This is a genomic window from Pelagimonas sp. (assembly GCF_050633425.1).
Lineage (GTDB): Bacteria > Pseudomonadota > Alphaproteobacteria > Rhodobacterales > Rhodobacteraceae > Pelagimonas.
Map to the genome: position 1 here is coordinate 47,210 of NZ_JBOEGM010000028.1, position 19,264 is coordinate 66,473.

The 19,264-nt window shown below is 56.6% G+C and carries 16 protein-coding genes and 1 pseudogene; 10 read left to right on the forward strand and 7 right to left on the reverse strand.

Going from position 1 to position 19,264, the window contains the following annotated elements:
* Positions 1-22: 22 nt before the first annotated feature.
* From ACRBB0_RS22050 to ACRBB0_RS22070, 5 genes and pseudogenes are all read right to left on the reverse strand, one after another.
* A pseudogene (locus ACRBB0_RS22050) lies at positions 23-1,011 on the reverse strand (IS30 family transposase); the annotation flags it as partial.
* A 235-nt stretch (positions 1,012-1,246) separates the two neighbouring features.
* On the reverse strand, positions 1,247-2,140 hold the full coding sequence (locus ACRBB0_RS22055; RefSeq protein WP_431376630.1) for a hypothetical protein: 894 nt from the start codon (positions 2,138-2,140) through the stop codon (positions 1,247-1,249).
* 1 nt (position 2,141) lies between these two features.
* Entirely contained in the window at positions 2,142-3,161 is a 1,020-nt protein-coding gene (locus tag ACRBB0_RS22060) for an SPFH domain-containing protein (protein ID WP_431376631.1), read from the reverse strand.
* 11 nt (positions 3,162-3,172) lie between these two features.
* Positions 3,173-3,841, reverse strand: a complete 669-nt coding sequence (locus tag ACRBB0_RS22065; protein ID WP_431376632.1) for an NUDIX hydrolase — start codon at positions 3,839-3,841, stop codon at positions 3,173-3,175.
* Positions 3,842-4,152: 311 nt separating this feature from the next.
* Positions 4,153-5,268, reverse strand: coding sequence for a glycine cleavage T C-terminal barrel domain-containing protein (locus ACRBB0_RS22070; protein WP_431376633.1), 1,116 nt, complete (start codon positions 5,266-5,268; stop codon positions 4,153-4,155).
* A gap of 193 nt (positions 5,269-5,461) precedes the next feature.
* On the opposite strand from ACRBB0_RS22070, the gene ACRBB0_RS22075 reads away from it, so the two are divergent.
* Entirely contained in the window at positions 5,462-6,412 is a 951-nt protein-coding gene (locus ACRBB0_RS22075) for an asparaginase (RefSeq protein WP_431376634.1), read from the forward strand.
* Positions 6,413-6,577: 165 nt separating this feature from the next.
* On the opposite strand, the gene ACRBB0_RS22080 is transcribed toward ACRBB0_RS22075, so the two are convergent.
* Positions 6,578-8,245 carry a GMC family oxidoreductase gene (locus tag ACRBB0_RS22080; protein WP_431376635.1) on the reverse strand — a complete coding sequence of 556 codons (1,668 nt, stop codon included), beginning with the start codon at positions 8,243-8,245 and terminating at the stop codon, positions 6,578-6,580.
* Positions 8,246-8,376: 131 nt separating this feature from the next.
* Between ACRBB0_RS22080 and ACRBB0_RS22085 the strand changes: the two genes are divergently transcribed.
* Positions 8,377-9,288: a LysR family transcriptional regulator gene (locus ACRBB0_RS22085; protein ID WP_431376636.1), complete on the forward strand. Its 912-nt coding sequence runs from the start codon at positions 8,377-8,379 to the stop codon at positions 9,286-9,288.
* 50 nt (positions 9,289-9,338) lie between these two features.
* Here the strand turns inward: ACRBB0_RS22085 and ACRBB0_RS22090 are convergent, their stop codons facing one another.
* Complete coding sequence (locus ACRBB0_RS22090) at positions 9,339-10,097, reverse strand: IclR family transcriptional regulator (RefSeq protein WP_431376637.1); 759 nt, start codon at positions 10,095-10,097, stop codon at positions 9,339-9,341.
* An 89-nt stretch (positions 10,098-10,186) separates the two neighbouring features.
* On the opposite strand from ACRBB0_RS22090, the gene ACRBB0_RS22095 reads away from it, so the two are divergent.
* From ACRBB0_RS22095 to ACRBB0_RS22130, 8 genes are all read left to right on the forward strand, one after another.
* Positions 10,187-11,299 carry an S-(hydroxymethyl)glutathione dehydrogenase/class III alcohol dehydrogenase gene (locus ACRBB0_RS22095; protein WP_431376638.1) on the forward strand — a complete coding sequence of 371 codons (1,113 nt, stop codon included), beginning with the start codon at positions 10,187-10,189 and terminating at the stop codon, positions 11,297-11,299.
* Between the two features lie 382 nt (positions 11,300-11,681).
* Complete coding sequence (locus tag ACRBB0_RS22100; RefSeq protein WP_431376639.1) at positions 11,682-12,713, forward strand: LacI family DNA-binding transcriptional regulator; 1,032 nt, start codon at positions 11,682-11,684, stop codon at positions 12,711-12,713.
* A 115-nt stretch (positions 12,714-12,828) separates the two neighbouring features.
* Positions 12,829-14,130 carry an ABC transporter substrate-binding protein gene (locus tag ACRBB0_RS22105; protein WP_431376640.1) on the forward strand — a complete coding sequence of 434 codons (1,302 nt, stop codon included), beginning with the start codon at positions 12,829-12,831 and terminating at the stop codon, positions 14,128-14,130.
* A gap of 128 nt (positions 14,131-14,258) precedes the next feature.
* The gene (locus tag ACRBB0_RS22110; RefSeq protein ID WP_431376641.1) at positions 14,259-15,125 is read left to right on the forward strand and encodes a carbohydrate ABC transporter permease; all 867 of its coding nucleotides are present in this window, start codon (positions 14,259-14,261) and stop codon (positions 15,123-15,125) included.
* A gap of 9 nt (positions 15,126-15,134) precedes the next feature.
* Entirely contained in the window at positions 15,135-15,965 is an 831-nt protein-coding gene (locus ACRBB0_RS22115) for a carbohydrate ABC transporter permease (RefSeq protein WP_431376642.1), read from the forward strand.
* A gap of 10 nt (positions 15,966-15,975) precedes the next feature.
* Positions 15,976-16,980, forward strand: a complete 1,005-nt coding sequence (locus ACRBB0_RS22120) for an ABC transporter ATP-binding protein (protein ID WP_431376643.1) — start codon at positions 15,976-15,978, stop codon at positions 16,978-16,980.
* On the forward strand, positions 16,977-17,744 hold the full coding sequence (locus tag ACRBB0_RS22125) for an L-iditol 2-dehydrogenase (RefSeq protein ID WP_431376644.1): 768 nt from the start codon (positions 16,977-16,979) through the stop codon (positions 17,742-17,744). The genes ACRBB0_RS22120 and ACRBB0_RS22125 overlap by 4 nt, the downstream gene beginning before the upstream one ends.
* Positions 17,732-19,249: a mannitol dehydrogenase family protein gene (locus ACRBB0_RS22130; protein ID WP_431376645.1), complete on the forward strand. Its 1,518-nt coding sequence runs from the start codon at positions 17,732-17,734 to the stop codon at positions 19,247-19,249. The genes ACRBB0_RS22125 and ACRBB0_RS22130 overlap by 13 nt, the downstream gene beginning before the upstream one ends.
* Positions 19,250-19,264 lie beyond the last annotated feature (15 nt).

Genomic DNA, 19,264 nt, shown 5'->3' on the forward strand with positions numbered 1-19,264 from the left:
GTCGTTGCGACGGTTTCGGCTGTCTCGGTTTCATCAATTCTTCCCTGAAGGCTTCCGTTGGTGTTCTCCACCCAAGGCATTTTCGAGGCGTGCCGTTCAAGCGCTCACAAATCGACTTCGTATCTCGGTTTGTGAGCGCGGCCATGGGCGCATCCTTTGGCAAGTATCGACGCGCCCTCTTGTTGAGGTTCTCGACGGAACCCTTTTGCCACCGGGCTTGCGGATCACAAAACCACGCCTCCGTTCCAATCCCAGGCTTCAGCTTGCGCCAGTTCCTGAACGCAATCCCGCGATCAAAGGTGATGGATTTGCGGGCCGGTTGGGGCAGGGGTCCATCACGCCCATCAGCCGCTTCATCAAGTGCGTCGTGTTGCGGTCGTTATTGCGGAACAGGACGGCAAAGCGGGTTTCACGCTCAACGAATGAGGCCACATTCATCTTGCCCTGAGCGCGTTCAAAGATCATCAGATCACCTTCCCATTCGCCAAATGTCTCGCGGGTATCAACGTCATCGGGCCGTTCATAGATCGACCGCTCCGGCGGAACCACAAGGCCGCGGGGGCTGCGCGAATGGCGTGTTCGCCGCGTCTTGCGACGGTTGGGCAAGTACCTTGCAAGGTCTCTGGACTGGCCATCAGGACCGCAAACATCGGCCTAGATCGTCTCGTGGCAGACACGCACGGGCTGACCTTCAAATTGCAAGTGTCCGGCAATCTGTTCCGGCGATCATCCTACCTTGAGTTGCTTGATCACAGCTTTGCGCAGGCCAACAAGACGCACCAGTTTGCGCCGCCGCGAACGCCTTCGGGTCGCTGTGCGTTGCGCCACCATGCCGTAGTACCCATTCAGTTCCGGCAGTTCATCATCGGTGGAGCCGTTGCGTGTGATGTCGCGGTAAACCGTCGAAACATGCCTTCCGATCTCAGCCGCGATCTCTCGCACAGACATCTGGGCATTCAACATATCTTCAATCCTGCGCCGTTCACGAAGGTCTAGCTCTCTATGCGCCATCTTTCATTCTCCTTGCTTTCCAGCAAGATAGGAGAACTTTCGCAATCCAGTTTAGAATGCACCCCGGCTGTCGCAAACTGCATCCGGTAATGAGGATTATGTAAAGCAAAGCCCCCAGAGGTTCGGGCGGCAAAGCCCTTCCAGCGCAACTCAATCAAAAACCTAACGGCAGGCTGGCCACAAAACCTGCCGACAGCCTGCGGGATAAACCGCGCTTTTGTTCAGCGCGGCGGTCTTAAACCACCAAGGACAGTTTCTTGTCCGCCAACCGAACCTCAACCTGAACACCCCAATCAAAGGGGAGGAAATCCTGCTCGATACCATCGGCAAAGATGACTCCTCCCTCGTTGATCCTGGACAACATGGAAAAATCGCCATTGTCTCGTATCTCTCCCGCGTCGATGGCGCAGCCCGACGTGCGACTGGGCCAGGGTTCGCGGGCGAAAAACGCCGCGCGGTTTTCTTCGGGCGCGATGTCAAAGGCGCGGTGGTTGGCCACCATAATCGACTTGGCCCAGCCCGTTAAACCGGTGCCGGTTGCGACGATCATACCGGACGATGATTGAAACTCCTGCGCCCCAGCAGACTGCACGACATAGCGCGCAGACTGGTGGGAACGGTGCCCGATAAACAGCTCGTTCAAGGCGAGCAAAGACAAGCCTTGGCCCGCGTGCGCTTCGACCATGGTTCGCGCTTGAATTTCCACATCGGCATGGGCCACAGCTTTCAACAGCTTTGGCAAAGCTTCCACGCTGTGGCGGCTCAACACCCCTTCAGACGAGGCCGGATCAGGCGTGACACCAATGACCGGCTGGCCATCAAGATACTTGGCCAAATTCGCCACCAGACCATCCAATCCAACCGGCACAATAATGTCATTTGGTCCAAACAAAAACCGATTCAGATCGTCCCGTGTGACCTGAACATAAGACCAATCCGCCGGAATAGCGCCTTTGGCAGCGGTGAGGGCGCGGGATTGTAACGCATCCCGCGCCTCCAGTTCTTCGATATTCTGACCGCGGGTTGTCAGGAAGAATTCGGCCTGACCCCGCGTTCCGTGCTTGGCAAGCAAGGCCGCATATTCGGTTTCCCGGCTGACCAACACGACACGAGGGTTCAGGCTTGTCATCTTACCTCTCACCCCCCTGTGGCGACATCAACACCTTGGCCTGCTGAACCAAACCCGCCAACATGTCTGGGCTCACGGTCAAACTGTCGACCTTCTCCAGTTTGCCGGCAAACTCTTGGGCAGCCAGCGCAAACATAACTGCGGGCGGAACCTCTGCGATGGCGTTCATGCGGGCCTTTTCCATATCCGCAGCGGCTTGTTCCACCGCGCGAATCCGTTTGGCTTCCGCCTCGGCTGCGATAATTTTGGCCTCGCTGTCCGCCTCGACAAGAATTCGCTTTGCCGCGGCATCGGCTTGCGCTTTCGATCTCGCGTTGGCGTCTTCACGCGCAATCAGATCTTTGCGGCGCAGGGCCAATTCGATCTGGTTTTGCAGTTCGTTTTCCGCAATTGCCCGCTCCTTATCGACCGCCAAAGCACGGCGTGAAAAGGTGGCTTCATCCGCCTTTTGCTGCAGGCTCTCAAACGTTGGGGCCTGCAACGCACGAAACAGCTCAGACTTTGGCGACAGCGCCGACACGCGAATGCTCACGGCCTCCAACCCCATAGCTTCCAAGGTCGGATCGGCGCTGAAACCCGCAGCGATGGCCGCCTGCACAGGAGACAGCCCCGCCTCAAGCAAATCACGTACGCCTTTATCCTTCAAATAGGCGTCTGCGAATTCGCTGACCAACCCATTCAACACAGACTGTATTTGCTCTTCGGGCTTGCCCAGGTGGGCACCCTGATTGATATCAATGCCAAAGTCGATACGAGACGCGACCTTATCCGCGTCGGCAACGCGCCAGATCACAGTCCCCTGAACCGCCAAATCTTGGTAGTCCGAAGATTGGCCTTTGATCATAAAGATCAATTCACGGTCGTTCATTGGAATTTCAGTTAGCGACGCGCCGTTTGGATCAAACCAGAACGACAGACCGCGCCCGGATTTCTGAAGGTTCCCCTTCCGAAAGTATTGAATGTGCTGCGAGGCTTCTGCCCTCAGCTGATTGGCGACGACATACCTTTTTATTTGTGCCATGTATCCAACTCCTATGATTTAACTTTGTACAATTCGGCAGGGCGATAGGCGGTGCCGGTTTCAAACTTGCCTGTCGGGGCGATCATTCCGCGATCCAGCAACTTGCGCCGAAAGGGCGGTTTTTTGAGCTCTTTGCCCAAGATCGCCTCGTGCACCTCCTGCACCTCTCGCAAGGTGAATCTGTCGGGAAGAAGGGCAAAACCAACCCGCGAATATTCCAGTTTTCCGCGAAGCCGCTTCACCACATCCCCCAGAATTTCGGCGTGATCAAAAGCGAGGGCGACCGTTTTTCCATCCTGCGACGCCCGCGCAGGCCCACCGGTTTCCCCCTCCCAATCCACATGAAGGGTCGCCAGTTTGCGGCCTTCCAACACTCTTGCCGGGCACAGCGCCAGATATACAATGCTGATCACACGGCCACGCGGGTCGCGATCAAGCGCGCCGTAACTGGCCAGTTGCTCGAAATGCACGTGTCGCAAGTCAACCTTTTCGGCCAAGACCCGCTCCACGGTTTGCTCCATTGGTTCATCAATCCGAACAAACCCACCCGGCATCGCGCAACCGGGCACATCATCGTCCGGTCGCTCAACCAGCACTGCCTTTAACTGACCGTCAATGACTGTCACGATCGCGAGATCAACGGCAACGCTGGGTTTTGCATATGTGTCGAGGTTTGGCATTATCTTATATCCATTTAAGTTATTACCTATTTAGATATTACACATCTCGACGTCAACCCCCTTGATGAACGCGACTCAAATCGAAGTGTTAAAAGACAAATGGGCGGCCCGTAATCCGAGATCACATCACACTGGGCACCGGCTCATCCTACATCGTGGCTCTTGCCCATCTAGACGCACAGCTTGTCTTGCCGCTCAACCAACACGGCCCGGCATCAAAGGCACCGCCCGACCGCGTCATATTTCGCGGTTGTCCGGTGCCTCTTGGTTTTTGGCGTCACGCACAGTGGTGCCCTAAGTCACATGCCGACCTAGCTGACAAACGGTGCATCGTGCTCTTGCACCGCATAGGACTGATCATTGATCTGGATGCTCAGACCCTCAGAACCTTTGGGCAGATCTGCCTGAATAATTCCGACCCCAATCGTTTGTCCCACCCTTTTGGAAAACGCCCATTCGCTGACGAACCCGGCCTCAGTTCCATTGTGCAAGAGCGCAACCGGATGCCCGACCAGCGGCGGGTTGCCGGTGATCACCACCCTGATCTGGCGACGGCTGGGCGGAGTCGCGGCGATTTTGGTCAATGCGCTGCGCCCAACAAAATCAATATCAGACTCAAGATCGACCAGCCCGCCAAACCCCATCTCGAAAGGCGTTGTCCGATAGGTTTGCCAGCGCATATCGGCACCATAGGATATCAACCCGCTTTCAAGGCGTTCAACGTCATTTGGCGCACCGGGGCCGATGCCAAAATCCGCCCCGGCCTCTTTGACCTTGTCCCAGAGTTCACTGCCGCGTGACTGATCCTGAAGATACAGTTCATACCCGCCCTGTTTTGACCATCCCGACCGGGCCAAAACCAATGGAATGCCATCCAGCGCTGTCTCTTCAAAGGCGAAATAACGGTACTCACGCACCGCATCCCCAAAGAGCCTGGCCACCACATCCACAGCTTTGGGCCCCTGGATCGCAAGGGGCGATACGTCGGGTTCGGTGACGGCAACGTCCCATCCCTTTTCGCGCCCCAATGCAGCGGCCCAAAGGTGAATATCACTGTCCGCAACAGACAGCCAAAACCGGTCATCGGCCAATTTCAACAGAACCGGATCGTTGATCAACCACCCGTCATGATCACAAAGCGGAACATAGCGGCCTTGGCCAACCTTGGTCTTGGTCAGATTGCGCGGAGTCAGATATTGCGCCAACCGTCCTGCGTCGCGCCCCGCCAGCTGGACCTGTCTCTGCGCAGCCACGTCCCACATGGCGACCCCGTTTATCAGGCGGTCATATTCTCCATCCGGGTCCCCGAAATGGGCCGGGATGTACATATGATTATAGACAGAGAAACTGCGAACGCCGTCGCGCACGGTTGCATCGAAATAGGCCGATTTGCGAATATTTGGGCCGATACCAATCGAAAATGTCAACGGGCGTCCTTTCTTTGAGACCGTCACTGTTTGGCTGTCAGATCATTTCCTGACGTTTGGGGCAATGCTTAGAAGGTCATTTCCTCAAACAAGTTTTTTCACGACCCGTACGCCCTTGCATTGCCTGTGTCGACGCAGATGGATACCTAAGGCCCTTAGGCATTTGCTGTGAAACGACGTCGGGGAAATTACGATGCGCATACTCTTGGTCCACACCGGCGGCACGATCGGCATGACCCAAACAACAGAGGGCTTCGCCCCAATGGCGGGTGTTGTTGAAGAGGCCGTGCAGGGCTTGATTGCTGCGGGCGACACAGCTGCAAATGTCACGATCCAGACGCTCGAACCGTTGATTGACAGCGCCCAAGCCACGCCGGCCGATTGGATCAGGGTCGCTCAGTGTATCTATGACGCAGGCGCAACCTGTGACGGGGTTGTCGTCACCCACGGGACCGACACGCTGGCCTATACGGCCGGGGCGCTGTGCTTGGCCCTTGCCGGTCTGGACAAGCCGGTGATCGTGACGGGCTCGATGCTTCCCCTGACCGTAGAGGGCAGCGATGGTTTGGGTAATCTGCGCGCCGCGCTCAAGGCTGCGGGCACCTGCCAACCCGGTGTCTGGGTGCAATTCGCCGGGCAGCTTTTGCATGGCGCGCGCGTTCGCAAATCCCATTCCAGCGCCTTTGAAGCCTTTGAAGCAGAACCAAGCGAGGTGCCGCCGCTCTTTGGTGCGGAGCGCGCCGGTCTGAATGCCTTTGCCCCGCATAAGGTGAGCATTTTTTCGATCACACCGGGGCCAAACACGGATGTGCTCTCCTTTGCCGTTGAGCATAGTGACGGGCTGGTTCTGCGCTGTTACGGCTCTGGCACTGCGCCGGACACGCCAGAAATGCGGGCCGCGCTTGGTCGGGCACAGCAGCGCCAAATCCCCGTCATCGCCGTAAGCCAATGCCCCGAAGGTGGGATGAAGCTTGGCACCTATGCCGCAGGCCAGGTGATGCGCGATAACAATGTGGTTGATGGGCGCGATACCACACCGGAAATGGCCTATGTCAAAATGCACGCCGCCCTGTCCCTGCACAGCACCTATGCGGCACGCTGTGCGTTTCTGGCGCAAAGTCAGGTGGGCGAATTCGGATTGTGAGCGTGCACACGACCCAACAGTCAAGTCGGGCCGCGCAGGACCTCAGAGCCAACCGGCACCCGCCGGATCGCCCAATTTACGAGCGCCTTGGACCAGAGGCTCTTTGAACGGCGCCCCATCGGTTGCCCCCAGCCCCGACCGCCTACCCAATGACGACAATCCGGCCTACTGGCCTGCCAACATCCAGCCTGCGGCCTTTTCCGCGATCATAATCGTGGGTGAATTGGTGTTGCCGCTGGTAATCTCCGGCATGACCGAAGCGTCAACCACACGTAGCCCCCCAACACCCTTGAAGCGCAAATGCGGGTCCAAAACAGCCGTCGGATCATCGGCCCGCCCCATCTTGATGGTGCCAACCGGGTGGAAAATCGTGCTGGCAATGTCACCCGCCAACCGGGCCAGATCATCATCGCTTTGATATTGAACACCTGGCTTGAACTCCTCGGGTTCGTAAACACGCATCGCGGATTGCGCCATGATTTCGCGCACCTGTCGCAAACTGTCCGCCGCCACTTTCCGGTCCTCTTCGGTGTTCAGATAGTTCGGCGCAATGCGCGGCGCATCCCGGAAATTGGACGACGCGATGCGCACATGGCCCCGGCTGGTTGGGTTCAGATTGCAGACGCTCACGGTCATCGCCGGAAAGTCATGCAGATCCTCGCCAAAGGCTTCAAGGCTGAGCGGCTGAACATGGTATTCAAGATTGGCATGGGTCCGCGTCGGATCAGACCGCGTAAAGGCACCCAATTGGCTTGGTGACATGCTCATCGGCCCCGAGCGCTTGAACAGATACTCCAGACCGATTTTGGCCTTTCCCATCATAGAGTTGGCCAATGTGTTCATGGTGCGGGTGCCGTTCACCTTGAACACCGCCCGGATTTGCAAGTGATCTTGCAAGTTCTCCCCCACATAGGGCTGATCCATGACCACGTCGATGCCATGTTCTCTGAGCAAAGCCGCAGGGCCGATCCCTGACAATTGCAGGATTTGCGGTGAATTCACCGCCCCCGCAGACAAGACGATCTCGCGGCGCGCTTTTACCGTGGTCGGCACGCCGTCACGATGCACCAGAGCACCGACACACTGCAACGCCCCGTCCCCAGTCCTGTCGAATATAAGCTTTTCGACCTGTGCTTGGGTCCAGATGATCAGGTTCTTGCGGTGTTTGGCAGGCCGCAAAAACGCTTTGGACGTGTTCCAACGCCACCCCGACCGCTGGTTCACATCGAAATAGCCAACGCCGGAATTGTCGCCGCTGTTGAAATCGTCGGTTTTTTGAATGCCGGTTTCCACCGCAGCGTCGGAAAAGCTGTCCAGAACATCCCAGCGCAGCCGCTGCTTTTCGATCCGCCATTCGCCACCATGCCCATGCATGTCAGAAAACCGGCTGTTATCGCCCGTGACAGGATCCGCCCCACCATCCAGTTTATAGTGGTTCTCATGCGCCTTGAAGTCGGCCAAAGAGTTTTCCCAGCTCCAAGCCTCTTCGCCGGTCAATTCGGCCCAGTTGTCATAGTCACGGGCCTGACCGCGCATATAGATCATACCGTTAATGGATGAACATCCGCCCAATGTCTTGCCGCGCGGATACAATAGGCTGCGTCCGTTCAGCCCCTTGTCCGGTTCGGTCTTGTACATCCAATCGGCGCGCGGGTTGCCGATGCAATACAGATACCCGACAGGGATGTGAATCCAAGGGTAGGTGTCTGGCTTGCCCGCTTCCAGCAAAAGCACGCGATTGCTGGGATCAGCGCTCAGCCGATTTGCCATCAGACATCCCGCAGACCCACCGCCAATTACGATATAGTCGAACCCGTTTGAAGCCTCGGACATTTTCCCGCCAATCTATCTGTCGTTCCATTTTCGGCCACGCCCACCCGGCGCGTGCCGTGCAACAACCCTTGGGCGACAGTTTGGGAAAAACCTAATGACAAATGTCACACAGTCATATTAGTTATTTTTATATGGATCGTTTTTCGAATATTAACAGCATCTTGGCCTTTGTGACCGTCGCCCGAGAAGGGAGCGTGTCACGCGCCGCTGAGGTGTTGAACCTCACACAACCCGCCATCAGCCACCAGATCAAACGGTTGAGCGAAGAAACCGGCCTCCTGTTGTTTCACCGCACGGCCACCGGGTTACAGCTCACCCATGACGGGGCTGCGGTCTTGTCAAAAGCGGAACATATCCTTGAAGCCATGAGCGATTTTCACCGGAGCGCGCGCCGCCGGTCTGGCCGGATCAGTGGCACGCTCAAAATCGGCACAATCGTCGATCCAGAATTTATCCGGCTCGGTCAGATGCTGGCCCGCCTGCAACGAGAACACCCAGACATCGAAACCGAACTGATGCATGGTGTCAGCGGCGATATTATGACCTGGTTGAAACGTGGCCAGATAGATGCGGGCTTTTATCTGTGCGGGCCAGATGATCTGACGCAGCTGGGGCAAGACAGCGACGATCAGATACACGCCATCAAGCTTGCCGACTTTCGGTATCGCGTCATCGGTCCGGTCGGTTGGCAGAGCAAAATCGACGCGGCCGACTGGTTGTCTTTGGCAAAGTTTGCATGGATCGGAACCCCGGAAAGATCGGTTCACCATCGCCTGTTGGCCAAAGTCTATCAGAATCTCGATGTGCGCCTGAACGTTGTGGCACGGGTCGATCAAGAAGCCTCGATGTTGGAAATGGTGCGTTCCGGCATTGGCCTAAGCCTGTGCCGAGAATCAATTGCCCTGCATCAAAAACAATCCTTTGGTCTTGCCGTGTGCGACACTGTCTCGGTGCCTGCCTGTCTCTGTTTCGTGACTTTGGACCGGCGCAAAGATAGCCCGATCCTCGCGGAACTGTTCAACCTGTTGCAAAGCTCATGGTGACACGCTGACAAATTGAGCCTGCCGCCCAAATCTGCGCCCCGATACGCCCCTCACACCTCAGCAACATTGCAGAGCTGAATGGCCCCGCTGATTTTCTCGGCCAATTCAATGAGTTTGACACCAATGTCTTCCCGATACTCACTGCCAAATCGCCGAATTGGTCCAATCGCACCGACACTAAATGTTGCGCCGATATTCCCGATCGAAATCGGGGCCGCGACACTGCCGACACCCATGTCGATTTCTTGATCACACTCCGCAAAGCCGCGTGCCGCGATTACTTGGAATTCCTCCCGCAATGCCTCGGGCGTGGTCTTGGTATGTTCTGTATAGGCCTTGAGCGTCTCTTGCAGAATCGTGTCCTGAAAGTCCTTTTCAGTAAAGGCGGCAATGGCCTTGGAACATGAACAGGCATGCATCGGCCGATCCCCGAGCCCCGGATGCACAAAAGCGCGCGCCGGATCATTGGGGGTCTCGACATGGATGATCTCAACCTTGCGATTGCGAAAGCGCGATAGAAAAACCGTTTCGTTGAAACTAATTGCGGCGGTCTTCAACAGCGGCGCGGCAGCTTTGCGCACATCGACATCCGCCTTGCCCAACAGCGCGATGCGGATCAGCCGCTCACCAATGACAACCTTCCCGTCAGCATCTGGTTGCTCCAAAAGCCGTTGCTCTTGTAAGGTTTGAACCAAACGATAGCACGTCGCTTTGGGCAGGCCTGTCGCCGTTTGCAGCTCGACCACTGTGATTGGGCGGCCAGCAATCGCCACCAATTCGAGAATTGTTATCATTCGCTCGAGTTGCATATTGACGAATCCTCTCATATGACGAGACCATGTCTCAAATTATGATAATCACAGACACGTAATCAAGATACTATCTTGGGAGATGACAGATGAGAACCAAAGCAGCCGTTGCCGTAAAGGCCGGAGCACCGCTTGAAGTAATGGAAGTGAACCTCGAAGGGCCCAAAGCAGGCGAGGTTCTGGTTGAAATCAAGGCCACAGGTCTGTGCCATACGGATGAATTCACCCGCTCGGGCGATGACCCCGAGGGTATTTTCCCGGCGATCCTCGGCCATGAGGGCGCGGGCGTTGTTATTGAGGTGGGCGAAGGTGTGACCTCGCTTGAGGTCGGCGATCACGTGATCCCGCTCTACACCCCCGAATGCCGGGAATGTGAGTATTGCCTCAACCCCAAAACCAACCTGTGCCAATCAATCCGCGCGACGCAGGGTGCGGGCCTTTTGCCGGATGGATCGACACGTTTTTCCATGCTCGATGGCACGCCGATCCACCACTATATGGGCTGTTCAACCTTTGCCAACCACACGGTTGTCCCTGAAATCGCCCTGGCCAAAGTCCGCAAAGACGCCCCTTTTGACAAGACTTGCTACATCGGCTGTGGCGTCACCACCGGCATCGGCGCAGTGATCAACACCGCCAAAGTCGAAATCGGAAGCCGCGCAATTGTGTTTGGCTTGGGTGGCATTGGCCTCAACGTGATCCAAGGCCTGCGTCTTGCTGGCGCGGATCAGATCGTTGGTGTCGATCTCAATGACAGCAAAGTCGAAATGGGCACGCGTTTCGGCATGACCGATTTTGTGAACCCTTCCAAAGTCGACGGCGATCTTGTTGCGCATTTGGTTGAATTGACCAAGGGCGGCGCAGATTACACCTTTGACGCCACGGGCAATGTGGGCGTGATGCGCACGGCTCTCGAAGCCGCGCATAAAGGCTGGGGTGAAAGCATCATCATCGGGGTTGCACCCGCCGGTGCCGAAATCTCGACCCGTCCGTTCCAGCTGGTCACAGGGCGCATTTGGCGCGGCACGGCCTTTGGCGGTGCTTCTGGGCGAACAGACGTGCCGAAAATCGTTGATTGGTACATGGATGGGAAGATCGAGATTGACCCAATGATCACTCACAAGCTCAGCCTGGACGAGATCAATCACGGGTTTGACCTCATGCATGAAGGCAAATCAATCCGGGCGGTCGTTGAGTTTTAAGACCTGCCCCTGAGACCCCATTTTTCGCTTTCAGACAGCGACGTCTGGGGTCTCTTGCGCATGATCTCCTGCGCCAATTGAACCAAGCATGACAGCCTGAGGTTTCAGGCGATGCTTGGCGACATGACCCGTCTTAACAACGCAGCGGCTGTAACCTGATTTGGTTGCGGCCGCTGTCGCTTTTCCCGCTCCCCTACTCCAACTCACCGCTCTGGCTCCCCGCTCCGGCCCACCGCAACGGTCATCGCCGCAACAGTCATCGCCGCAGGTCTGTCATCACGGGAAAGCTCATGTACGACCATTCCCCTTTGCGGCTCTGGCAAAATTGGCGCGCGTCAATTACGCTCGGTCAGATATATCAAAAGACCAAGAAAGCCGCGGCATGAGCGACGCTAAGATTAAAAACATGGACGATTTCGCCTCTGTCAGCGGTATTTCCCGCCCAACATTGTCGAAATACTTCAACGATCCAGACAGTGTTCGCAAATCGACCCGCAGCCGGATCGAAGCCGCCCTACAGCAACATGACTACCGCCCAAACATGTATGCCATGAACCAAAACAGGCGGTTGACCAAGAACATCGGCATTATGGTTCCCTATTTGGCGGACCCGTTCTTTGCTGAAATCGCTCGTAATATGGAAGCCCATGTGATCGAAGCCGGCTTTCGCCCTGTCTTGCTTGGCTCGTATGGTGATCCGCAGCAAGAGGTTGTTAATCTTGACAATCTCAGGGCCATAAAACCCGCTGGCGTGTTGATGGCCCCGCTTGGCCGCACCTCGGATCGAGAGGCTATCAGACAATTCTGCACCGAAGTCCCGACTGTGCTCTTTGACAGCCAGCTTGATGATATCGGCGCAGGTTTCATCGGCCATGACAATGCTCAGGCCACTGAAATGATGTGCAAATATCTGTGTCGCACCGGGCAACCCCCCGCCTTTTTCGAAATGAAAACCCCCTCAAACCCAAACGCCTATCGCCGCCGCAACACCTATTGCGACGTGATGGAAGCCTTGGGTCACAGCCCGAATTTGATCCAGGTTGACGGCGAAGGCTGGGATTTTGAAGAGATCGGATTTCGCGAAGGGACGCGTGTGATCAGCGACCGGCACCTGCCAACCGACACGATCTTGTGCAGCAACGACCGACTGGCGATTGGGTTCCTGTCTGCTGCTTATGGGCTTGGCATGCGCGTTGGCATTGGTGCCGGGTGCGCGCTGCGGGTTGCGGGGCACGATGATCATCCATTTTCACGCTACACTTGCCCAACTCTCACCACGGTTGCCCAGGATTACACGGCGATTGCCCAAAAAAGCGCTGAGACACTTTTTGCATGTATCGAATCAAATAACCGCACTGAAAATCGGCAATCCACCCTGTTTGACGGAAAACTTGTGATGCGAGGCTCTGCCTAGACCACTGATAAACATCCGTAATTTTCTTTTTCTTTACGCGCGTAAAATTATAATTGACGCGGCGATAGATATTTTCGTAGCGTTAAGGGGTAACATCCAAAAGGGAGGATTTCGGATGTCTTTGAAATACGCATTTGGTGCGGCAACAGCGCTATCGCTTATCGCGACAAGCGGCGCATTCGCCGAGACCATTACAATTGCCACCGTGAACAACGGTGACATGATCCGCATGCAAGGAATGACCGCCGATTTCACCGCCAAAACAGGCCATGAGGTTGAGTGGGTCACACTGGAGGAAAACGTTCTTCGCCAGCGGGTTACCACCGACATTTCCGCCAAGGGCGGTCAGTTCGACATCATGACAATCGGCATGTACGAAACCCCGATCTGGGCGAAAAACGGCTGGCTTGTTGGGCTTGACGACCTGCCTGCGGACTATGACATCGACGATATTCTGCCAGCCATGCGCGGCGGCCTATCGCACGAAGGCACCATGTATGCCGCGCCATTCTATGGCGAAAGCTCGATGATCATGTATCGCAGCGATCTGATGGAAAAAGCCGGGCTGGAAATGCCTGACGCGCCGACGTGGGATTTTGTCGCCGATGCTGCGCGCAAAATGACCGACAAAGACGCCGAAATCTATGGCATCTGCCTGCGCGGCAAGGCCGGTTGGGGCGAGAACATGGCCTTCCTGACCGCAACCTCCAACGCCTTTGGCGCACGTTGGTTTGACGAAAACTGGAAACCACAGTTCGATTCAGAAGCTTGGTCAAACACTCTCAACTTCTACATCGAGTTGATGAATGACGCGGGCCCTCCCGGTGCATCCAACAACGGGTTCAACGAAAACCTGTCGCTGTTCCAACAGGGCAAATGTGGCATGTGGATCGACGCTACCGTTGCGGCATCGTTCGTGACAAACCCCAAGGATTCTACCGTGGCTGACAAGGTGAGCTTTGCTCTCGCCCCCGACACCGGCCTTGGCAAACGCGGCAACTGGCTCTGGGCTTGGGCGCTTGCAATCCCGGCCGGCACTCAGAAAGAGGGCCCCGCGAAAGAGTTCATTCAGTGGGCCACATCCAAGGACTACATCGAACTCGTTGCTGCCAAAGAAGGTTGGGCCAACGTGCCTCCCGGCGCGCGTATCTCTCTCTATGAGAACGAGAACTACAAGGACATCCCATTTGCCAAGATGACGCTCGACAGCATCTTGTCGGCGGATCCAACCAACCCAACGGTTGATAAGGTTCCATATGTCGGTGTTCAATTCGCGGCCATCCCTGAATTTGCCGGTATCGCAAGCCAGGTAGGTCAGGAATTCTCAGCCGCCCTTGCCGGTCAACAGACCGCCGAAGAAGCGCTGGCCAAGGCTCAGGCCCTGACAGCAGATGAGATGGAAGCCGCAGGCTACTAACCCATCACTCCCGGCCAGAGGGGCGAGCCTTCCAAGGTTTCCCAACCTGCTCCCCCTCTGGCACTCTCTCGCAATTCCCGCCACCATCCCCCTGACGGCAGCCCTGCCGCCAGCACAGGAGATTTGACATGGCCACCCAGCAATCCAGATCCGCAGCCCGCCTGATGATGGCCCCTGCTGTTATCCTGCTTTTGGGATGGATGCTTATTCCACTCACCATGACCCTACTGTTTTCATTCAAGAAATACCTGCCGCTGCGTGGCGGTGATCTGGGATGGGTTGGATTTGACAACTACGTTCGGTTTGTGTCGTCCAGCTCCTTTTGGCCCAGCATTCAAGTCACGTTGATGCTTGTTGGCGGTGTGCTTGCCATCACCGTGGTCTTTGGTGTCCTGCTCGCGGTGCTGCTCAGCCAACCCATGTGGGGCCAGGGTATCGTGCGCATTCTCGTCATCGCGCCCTTCTTTGTCATGCCCACCGTGTCGGCGTTGGTTTGGAAGAACATGTTCATGGATCCGGTGAACGGACTCTTTGCCCATCTTTGGAAATTCTTTGGCGCAGAACCCATATCATGGTTAAGCCAAGCCTCGCTGCAATCCATTACAATGATCGTATCCTGGCAATGGCTGCCCTTTGCGACGCTGATTTTGCTCACCGCCATTCAATCACTGGATCGCGAACAGCTTGAGGCCGCCGAAATGGATGGGGCACCGCCGCTCAAGCGATTTGGGTACATCACCCTGCCCCACCTTGGCCGCGCCATCACTGTTGTTGTGTTGATCCAAACCATCTTCCTGCTTGGCATCTTTGCGGAAATCTTTGTCACCACCCAAGGCAGCTTTGGCACCAAAACCCTGACTTACCTGATCTATCAACGCGTTCTCGAAAGCCAAAACGTCGGCCTCGGTTCCGCAGGCGGTGTTTACGCCATCATCCTCGCCAATATCGTCGCCATCTTCTTGATGCGCATCGTTGGCAAGAACCTGGACGCGTAAGGAAAAACCATGGCCCGCTCAGTTACACCACAACGCAAACTTATCAACACCGTCGCGGCATGGTCGGTTGGTCTGTTGATCTTCTTTCCGATCCTCTGGACCATCCTGACCAGCTTCAAAACCGAAGCCACCGCAATCGCCGATCCGCCTGTTTTCCTGGCCTTTGACTGGACGCTGGAAAATTATCAGGCCGTCATGGAACGCTCAAACTATATGCGTTTTTTGTGGAATTCGATCATCATCGCCGGGGGCTCGACTGTTCTTGGCATCATCATCGCGGTGCCTGCCGCCTGGTCCATGGCCTTTGTGCCTTCCAAGCGGACCAAAGACATCCTGATGTGGATGCTATCGACCAAGATGTTGCCCGCGGTTGGCGTTCTTTACCCGATCTACCTGATCTTCATCAAACTGGGGATTTTGGATAGCCGCGCCGGTTTGATCATGGTGCTGATGCTCATGAACCTGCCGATCATCGTCTGGATGCTCTACACCTACTTCAAGGAAATTCCCGGCGAAATCCTCGAAGCGGCGCGAATGGACGGGGCCACGCTCAAGGAAGAGATCATTCATGTTCTCACCCCGATGGCCATTCCCGGCATCGCTTCAACCCTGCTCCTGAACTTCATTCTTGCTTGGAACGAAGCCTTCTGGACCCTCAATCTGACCGCGGCCAAGGCCGCCCCCCTCACCGCCTTTATCGCCAGCTATTCAAGCCCCGAAGGCCTGTTTTTTGCCAAGCTGAGCGCGGCATCCACCATGGCCATTGGCCCGATCCTTGTCTTGGGCTGGTTCAGCCAAAAGCAACTGGTTTCCGGCTTGACCTTCGGCGCAGTGAAATAAGGAAAGACCAATGGGACGTATCGTACTGGACCAAGTCCGCAAATGCTTTGGTGACACAGAAGTCATCCCCCCTCTGGACCTCACCATCGAAGACGGCGAATTCACCGTGTTTGTTGGGCCTTCGGGGTGCGGGAAATCCACCCTGCTCCGCCTGATTGCCGGGCTCGAAGACACCACCGATGGCCACATCCGCATCGACGGCAAGGATGCGACCCATGTGCCCCCCGCCAAACGTGGGCTGGCGATGGTGTTCCAATCCTACGCGCTTTATCCGCATATGTCGGTGCGCAAAAACATCGCTTTTCCGATGAAAATGGCCGGTGTGCCCGAGGATGAGCAAAAGCGCCGGATCGACGGTGCCGCCGCCGCCCTCAACCTCACCGACTACCTTGATCGCCGCCCCGGTCAGCTTTCGGGCGGTCAGCGTCAGCGTGTTGCCATTGGCCGTGCCATTGTTCGCGAACCTGCCGCGTTTCTCTTTGACGAACCTTTGTCAAACCTCGATGCCGCCCTGCGTGTCGGCATGCGTCTGGAAATCTCCGAGCTGCACAAACGCCTTGCCACCACGATGATCTACGTGACCCATGACCAGGTCGAAGCCATGACCATGGCCGACAAAATCGTTGTGTTACAAGCCGGTGTTATCGAACAGGTCGGCAGCCCGCTTGAGCTTTACCGCGCGCCGCGCAACACCTTTGTCGCCGGGTTTATCGGCTCGCCGAAAATGAACCTGCTCCAGGGGCCCGAGGCCGCCAAACATGATGCCCACACAATTGGCACCCGCCCCGAGCATATCAGCATTTCTGAGACCGAAGGCACTTGGGCTGGAACAGTCGGCGTCTCTGAACATCTTGGCTCTGACACGTTCTTTCACGTCAAGTGCGATGCCTTCCCCGATCCGTTGACCGTGCGCGCCGGTGGGGAGTTGTCGCTGTCCTATGGGTCCAAGGTTTTCCTCACCCCTGATCCGGCGCACCTGCACCGCTTTGGTGCTGACGGGTTGCGCCTCGCATGACCCGGTTGGCTGGAAAAACCGCGTTGATCACCGGTGCCGCACGCGGCATCGGCCGGGCGTTTGCAGAGCGCTACATCGCCGAAGGCGCGCGCGTGGCCATTGCCGATATCGACATGGCGGCCGCTAAAAAGACCGCTGATGAAATTGGTGCCGTCGCTATTCATATGGACGTGTCCGACCAAACCAGCATCGACACCGCTGTCGCCCAAGCCGTTGAAACGCTTGGTCATATCGACATTCTGATCAACAACGCCGCCATTTTCACCGCCGCCCCGATTACGGAAATCACCCGCGCCGATTACTCCCGCGCCTTTGACATCAATGTCGCCGGTACGCTGTTCACGCTTCAGGCGGTGGCCAAGCATATGATCGCGCGGGGCAAGGGCGGGCATATCATCAACATGGCTAGCCAAGCGGGTCGGCGCGGCGAACCTCTGGTCGCAGTCTATTGCGCCACCAAGGCCGCAATCATCAGCCTGACCCAATCGGCGGGCCTCAATCTGATCACCCACGGCATCAACGTCAACGCCATCGCGCCGGGTGTTGTGGATGGCGAACACTGGGACGGAGTCGATGCGTTTTTTGCCAAATACGAAGGCAAAGCCCCCGGCCAAAAGAAACGCGAAGTGGCCCAATCCGTCCCCTATGGCCGCATGGGCCACGCCGCTGACCTAACCGGAATGGCGGTGTTCCTTGCCAGCGATGACGCCGACTACATCGTTGCGCAAACCTACAATGTCGATGGCGGGCAATGGATGAGCTGATGGAAGAAATCGTGCAGGAGGCTACAGACGTGAAACTATCCAACGATACATTGCACGCATTGCCCGACAATATTGCGACCCCGCGTTATGACCGCAGCGCATTGACCCCCGGTATCATCCATATCGGGCTGGGCAATTTTCATCGCGCCCATCAGGCGTGGTATCTCCATCGGTTGATGCAACAGGGCTTGGCCCATGATTGGGCCATTATCGGCGCTGGCGTCCGCCCCTATGACCAAGCCATGCGCGACCGGCTTTTGGCGCAGGATTGTCTGTCGACCCTGATCGAACTAGACCCATCGGGCATGTCTGCCGAAGTCACCGGGCCGATGATCGACTACCTTCCGATCGAGGACGGCAACGGCCCTTTGATCCGCGCCATGAGCGATCCGCGTATTCGCATCGTGTCGCTCACCATCACCGAAGGCGGCTATTATTCAGACGCGGCCACTGGTGGTTTTGATTTGCAACACCCCGATATCCAACATGACGCGGCCCAGCCCGACACCCCAAAATCGGTTTTTGGGGCCATCGTTGCCGCGTTGCGTGCCCGCCGCGCCGCCGGGGCCCTGCCCTTTACGGTGCAAAGCTGTGACAATCTACAGGGCAACGGGGCCATAACCCGCCACGCAGTTGTGAGCGTTGCCCGGCTCTCTGACCCCGATCTAGCGGATTGGATCAACACAAATGGTGCCTTCCCAGACTCTATGGTGGATTGCATCGTACCCGCGACCGGCCCGCAAGAACTCGCCCTAGCAAAACGCATCGGCGTTGAGGATGCCGCCCCAGTGTCGCATGAAAACTATCGCCAATGGGTGATCGAAGACTCGTTTTGCGCCGGTCGCCCGGATTGGGACCGGGTCGGCGCAACCCTGACCGACGATGTGCATGATTACGAAACGATGAAAATCCGCATCCTAAATGCGGGTCACCAAATTCTTGCCAACGCCGGCGAGCTGTTGTCGATCGAGACCATCGCGGGCTGTATGGCCCACTCTGGTATCGCCGCGATGTTTCGCAAAGTGCAGGATCAAGAGATCGCGCCTTATGTCAAACCTGTGCCCGGCATGACCCCAACCGCCTATATCAATCTCATCGAAACCCGCTTTGCCAATCCCGAAATCCATGACACCACCCGCCGGGTCGCCTTTGATGGATCATCGCGCCACCCCGGTTTTGTCTTGCCGATCCTGCGCGACGCCGTAAAGGCCGGTGGCTCAATTGACGGGCTGGCTTTGGTCGAAGCGCTCTGGGCACGCATGTGTGCAGGAACCCGAGAAGACGGCACCGAGATCGCGTCAAATGATCCGCAATGGGCCAGCTTGTTGGAGGCTGGCCGCGCCGCTCAGCTTGATCCACGAATCTGGTTGAACCAGCGTCATATTTACGGGGATTTGGGCCAATCGCCAGAGTTTGTTCAAAGCTTTGGACGTTGGCTTGACCTGATTTGGTCGCAGGGAAGTTCCGTCGCAATAGATCAATATTGCCGCGCCGTTCAAACCTGAAGGCCCGAAATACGT

Bases quoted from the DNA above. Each gene is read 5' to 3' on its own strand.
- ACRBB0_RS22075 (WP_431376634.1), top strand. From the start codon at position 5,462: ATGCGCATACTCTTGGTCCACACCGGCGGCACGATCGGCATGACCCAA.
- ACRBB0_RS22055 (WP_431376630.1), bottom strand. From the start codon at position 2,140: ATGACAAGCCTGAACCCTCGTGTCGTGTTGGTCAGCCGGGAAACCGAA.
- ACRBB0_RS22090 (WP_431376637.1), bottom strand. From the start codon at position 10,097: ATGCAACTCGAGCGAATGATAACAATTCTCGAATTGGTGGCGATTGCT.
- ACRBB0_RS22115 (WP_431376642.1), top strand. From the start codon at position 15,135: ATGGCCCGCTCAGTTACACCACAACGCAAACTTATCAACACCGTCGCG.
- ACRBB0_RS22120 (WP_431376643.1), top strand. From the start codon at position 15,976: ATGGGACGTATCGTACTGGACCAAGTCCGCAAATGCTTTGGTGACACA.
- ACRBB0_RS22125 (WP_431376644.1), top strand. From the start codon at position 16,977: ATGACCCGGTTGGCTGGAAAAACCGCGTTGATCACCGGTGCCGCACGC.
- ACRBB0_RS22130 (WP_431376645.1), top strand. From the start codon at position 17,732: ATGGATGAGCTGATGGAAGAAATCGTGCAGGAGGCTACAGACGTGAAA.
- ACRBB0_RS22060 (WP_431376631.1), bottom strand. From the start codon at position 3,161: ATGGCACAAATAAAAAGGTATGTCGTCGCCAATCAGCTGAGGGCAGAA.
- ACRBB0_RS22100 (WP_431376639.1), top strand. From the start codon at position 11,682: ATGAGCGACGCTAAGATTAAAAACATGGACGATTTCGCCTCTGTCAGC.
- ACRBB0_RS22080 (WP_431376635.1), bottom strand. From the start codon at position 8,245: ATGTCCGAGGCTTCAAACGGGTTCGACTATATCGTAATTGGCGGTGGG.
- ACRBB0_RS22095 (WP_431376638.1), top strand. From the start codon at position 10,187: ATGAGAACCAAAGCAGCCGTTGCCGTAAAGGCCGGAGCACCGCTTGAA.
- ACRBB0_RS22105 (WP_431376640.1), top strand. From the start codon at position 12,829: ATGTCTTTGAAATACGCATTTGGTGCGGCAACAGCGCTATCGCTTATC.
- ACRBB0_RS22065 (WP_431376632.1), bottom strand. From the start codon at position 3,841: ATGCCAAACCTCGACACATATGCAAAACCCAGCGTTGCCGTTGATCTC.
- ACRBB0_RS22085 (WP_431376636.1), top strand. From the start codon at position 8,377: ATGGATCGTTTTTCGAATATTAACAGCATCTTGGCCTTTGTGACCGTC.
- ACRBB0_RS22110 (WP_431376641.1), top strand. From the start codon at position 14,259: ATGGCCACCCAGCAATCCAGATCCGCAGCCCGCCTGATGATGGCCCCT.